The 3,345-nt window shown below is 72.2% G+C and carries 5 protein-coding genes; 1 reads left to right on the top strand and 4 read right to left on the bottom strand.

Going from position 1 to position 3,345, the window contains the following annotated elements; genetic code table 11:
• The 3 genes from OOT08_RS19205 to truB all read right to left on the bottom strand — a co-directional run.
• On the bottom strand, positions 1-122 hold a 122-nt coding region (locus tag OOT08_RS19205), incomplete at its 3' end, for an SDR family NAD(P)-dependent oxidoreductase (RefSeq protein WP_442916268.1).
• Between the two features lie 409 nt (positions 123-531).
• Entirely contained in the window at positions 532-900 is a 369-nt protein-coding gene (locus tag OOT08_RS13590; protein WP_325093306.1) for a hypothetical protein, read from the bottom strand.
• On the bottom strand, positions 893-1,873 hold the full coding sequence (truB, locus tag OOT08_RS13585; RefSeq protein WP_325093304.1) for a tRNA pseudouridine(55) synthase TruB: 981 nt from the start codon (positions 1,871-1,873) through the stop codon (positions 893-895). The genes OOT08_RS13590 and truB overlap by 8 nt, the downstream gene beginning before the upstream one ends.
• Positions 1,874-1,976: 103 nt before the next feature.
• Between truB and OOT08_RS13580 the strand changes: the two genes are divergently transcribed.
• A complete protein-coding gene (locus tag OOT08_RS13580; protein ID WP_325093302.1) occupies positions 1,977-2,840 on the top strand; it encodes an A/G-specific adenine glycosylase in 864 nt (287 codons plus the stop codon).
• Between the two features lie 107 nt (positions 2,841-2,947).
• Here OOT08_RS13580 and OOT08_RS13575 read toward each other — a convergent pair.
• A partial coding sequence (locus tag OOT08_RS13575) for a sodium:solute symporter family transporter (RefSeq protein ID WP_442916252.1) occupies positions 2,948-3,345 on the bottom strand: 398 nt, incomplete at its 5' end.

Here is a 3,345-nt window from a genome sequence, read left to right as displayed (position 1 = left end):
TCCTGGATGTCGGCGATCATCACCTTCGCGCCCTCGGCGACGAATCGCTCCACGGTCGCGAGCCCGATGCCGCTGGTGCCGCCCGTCACGATGGCGACCTTGTCGGTCAGTAACTGAGTCATAGCTGTCTCCTTGCGAGGCCCACTGCTGATCGGTCACGCTCCGGTGAGCCTGCTCGGAACGAGCCAGCGCTCCGAAGTGTTCCGGGGCGCGCGTTCACGCGGGGAAGACACCGGGCGAACGCCAGCGCAGGGGGATACAGCCGCTCCACCCGGAGCCAGCTCCTGGCGAATCGCTGCTCTCACCTTAACCGCGCCGCCCGCTGCTGCCAAGAGCCTGTTGTTCCGGCCAGGGCCGGGAGCGGCAGGCTTGCCTCGTCCTCGCGTGGTCCTCCGGCTCGCAGGAGCCGCCGGGGAGCCGGACGCTCGCAGCGTCACGCTCGACCCGGGGCCTCGGCGATCTCGGGGACACACCCTCAGGGTACCGCAGGAAAAAACGCCTGGCCAGGGGCCAGTTTCTCAGAGAGTCCTGCTACGTGCCCTGCACAAACCAAATTTCGAGCATTCGCAGCACCATGACCGCGATTGCCGCGTTCAGCACCGCGAGCACGAGGGTGCTCCACCGGGTGCGATCCAGGAGCGCCCACACCCCGCCGCCGATGGGCAGCGCGATGGCAACGATCAGGTACAACCAGAACTCCAGGAGGTCACCCGTCGGGGCGTTCCCCACGAGCGGGCCGACGATGGCGAGCACGGCGTGCACGATGAGCAGCAGCGTCGCGAGGAGCGTCCCGCCCAGGGTGTAGTCGTTCGGCCCCTGCTTGCGGAAGAAGAACCAGAGGCACAGGACCGCGGTTGCCAGGGCGACAACGACGGTGACGTTCGCGAACCAACTAACCACGGTCGCCCCCCGCCGGGATCGCCGCGGCCCCCCGGCCGCTGGGGAAGTTCACGAGGACGCGGGTTTTGCCCGCCCGGATGCGGACGAGGCCGACGAGGCTGCCCGCTGGGGCAATCGCCGCCGCGATCTCGGCGTCGGGGGCATCGGGCACGTCCAGCTTTTTACCCTGGCCGAGGTCGATCGCCTGCTGCTCGCTCAGTTCCAGCGCCGGGAAGAGCCCGCGGGCCACCTCGGCCGGGTCGAGGAGGAAGCTTGCCGGGTCCGCGGCGACGTCGCCCGCCGCGGGGTTCGCCGCCGCGTCCAGGTCCTCGATGCTCCGGGCATCGGTCACCTGGAACGGGCCGACCCTCGTGCGCCGCAGGGAGATCAGGTGCCCGCCGACGCCGAGCGCGGCGCCGAGGTCGCGGGCCAACGCCCGGATGTAGGTTCCCGAGGAGCAGCGCACGCGGGCCGGGATGTCGACGACCGTGACGGCGTCGCTCAGCCGCTCCACGCGCATCTCGCCCAGTTCGAACTCGTGCACGGTCACGGGTCGCTTCGGCAGCTCCACGTCCTCCCCGGCCCGAACCCGGTCGTAGGCGCGGCGGCCATCCACCTTAATCGCGCTCACCGCGCTCGGGGCCTGCTGGATGTCGCCCGTCAGCTTCGCGGCCTCCGCCGCAATCGCGGCCGGGCTCAGCTTCGCGATCAGGTAGGGGTCGCCCACCGCGGTGGCCGTGCCCTCCCGGTCGTCCGTCACGGTCGAGATGCCGAGCCGGATCACGGTCTCGTACTCCTTGTCGAGGCCGACGAGGTAGGTCAGCAACCGGGTCGAGCTCTCCGCGCCGAGCACGAGCAGGCCCGTTGCCATGGGGTCGAGCGTGCCCGCGTGGCCGACCTTGCGAGTGCCGAGGAAGCGCCGGGTCCGGGCGACGGCGTCGTGGCTCGTCCACCCCTCGCTCTTGTCGATGAGCAGAATCCCGCTCTGGGCCACCCGGCACCCCTTTCACGTCCGTGCGATTCCCCGAATCCGGGGCGCCGCGGGCGCGGCGGGCACCCTTCGAGCCTACTGGATCTCGTCTGCATAGACTGGTCGGGTGTCTGTCCCCGCTGCCCCCCTGAACGCCTGGTTCCGCGCCAATGCCCGCCCCCTCCCCTGGCGCGCCGAAGGCTTCGGCGCCTGGGGCGTCCTCGTCTCCGAGTTCATGCTCCAGCAGACCCAGGTCGAGCGGGTCATCCCCCGCCTGGAGGCCTGGCTGGAGCGCTGGCCGAGCCCCGCCGCCCTGGCCGCGGACGCCCCGGGCGAGGCCGTGCGCGCCTGGGACCGCCTCGGCTATCCCCGCCGCGCGCTGTGGCTGCACCGGGCGGCGGAGCAGATCGCGGCGGAGCACGGGGACCGGGTGCCCGAGACGGTGCCCGAGTTGCTCGCGCTCACCGGAATCGGGGACTACACGGCGCGGGCCGTCTCCGTCTTCGCCTACGGGCAGCGCCACCCGGTCGTGGACACCAACACGCGCCGGGTCATCGCCCGGGCCGTGCACGGGCTGGCGGCCGCGGGCGTGCCCCGGCCCTCCGACCTCGAGGACATGGCGGCGCTGCTCCCGGCGGACGACGCGGAAGCGGCCGTGTTCAACGCGGCCGCGATGGAGCTGGGCCAGGTGATCTGCACCGCCAAGAACCCGGGATGCTCCGTGTGTCCCATCGCCGAGTGGTGCGAGTGGCGCGGGGCGGGCTTCCCCGACAACGCGCCGAAGGCCCCGCCGAAGCAGGCCCGTTTCGCCGGGAGCGACCGCGAGGCCCGGGGGCTCATCATGGCCCTCGCCCGGCGCAGCGAGGCCGAGCGGCCGGAGGCGGAGCTGCTCGCCGAGGTGCCGGAGCCGGAACGGGCCGAGCGCGCCCTCCGCTCCCTGCTCGCCGACGGCCTGCTCGTGCCCCGCGGCGACGGCTACGCCCTGCCCTAGTCAAACCGGGGCTGCCCCGGACGCGCACAGCGCCCGGGCCGACGGCCCGCCGGGGAAGACGATTCCCCCGGCGGGCCGCCAGCGCGGACGCGGCTGCGGCGGACGCCCTAGTGCTCGGTCGCGGGCTCCGCGCCGTGCCCGGTGAGCGAGCGCACCTCCATCTCGGCGGCGAGCGCCGGATCCTCCCGCTTCGAGGCGGTGACGGAGCCGAGCCACCCGAGGAAGAAGCCGAGCGGGATCGACACGATGCCGGGGTTTGACAGCGGGAAGATCGCGAAGTCCACGCCCTCGCCGAGCATCGAGGTCGGCGTGCCGCTCATCACGGGCGAGAGCACGATCAGGATGATCGCCGCGCTGAGGCCGCCGACCATACTCCAGACCGCGCCGCGGGTGTTGAACTTGCGCCAGTACAGGGAGTACAGGATCGTGGGCAGGTTCGCGCTGGCCGCGACGGCAAAGGCGAGGGCCACGAGGAAGGCGATGTTTTGCCCCTGCACCCCGATAC

This window comes from Leucobacter sp. M11 (assembly GCF_035726885.1).
Taxonomy (GTDB): domain Bacteria; phylum Actinomycetota; class Actinomycetes; order Actinomycetales; family Microbacteriaceae; genus JAPFRB01.
Note: the sequence above shows the minus strand (reverse complement) of the source record. Positions and strands in the feature narration are given on the sequence as shown.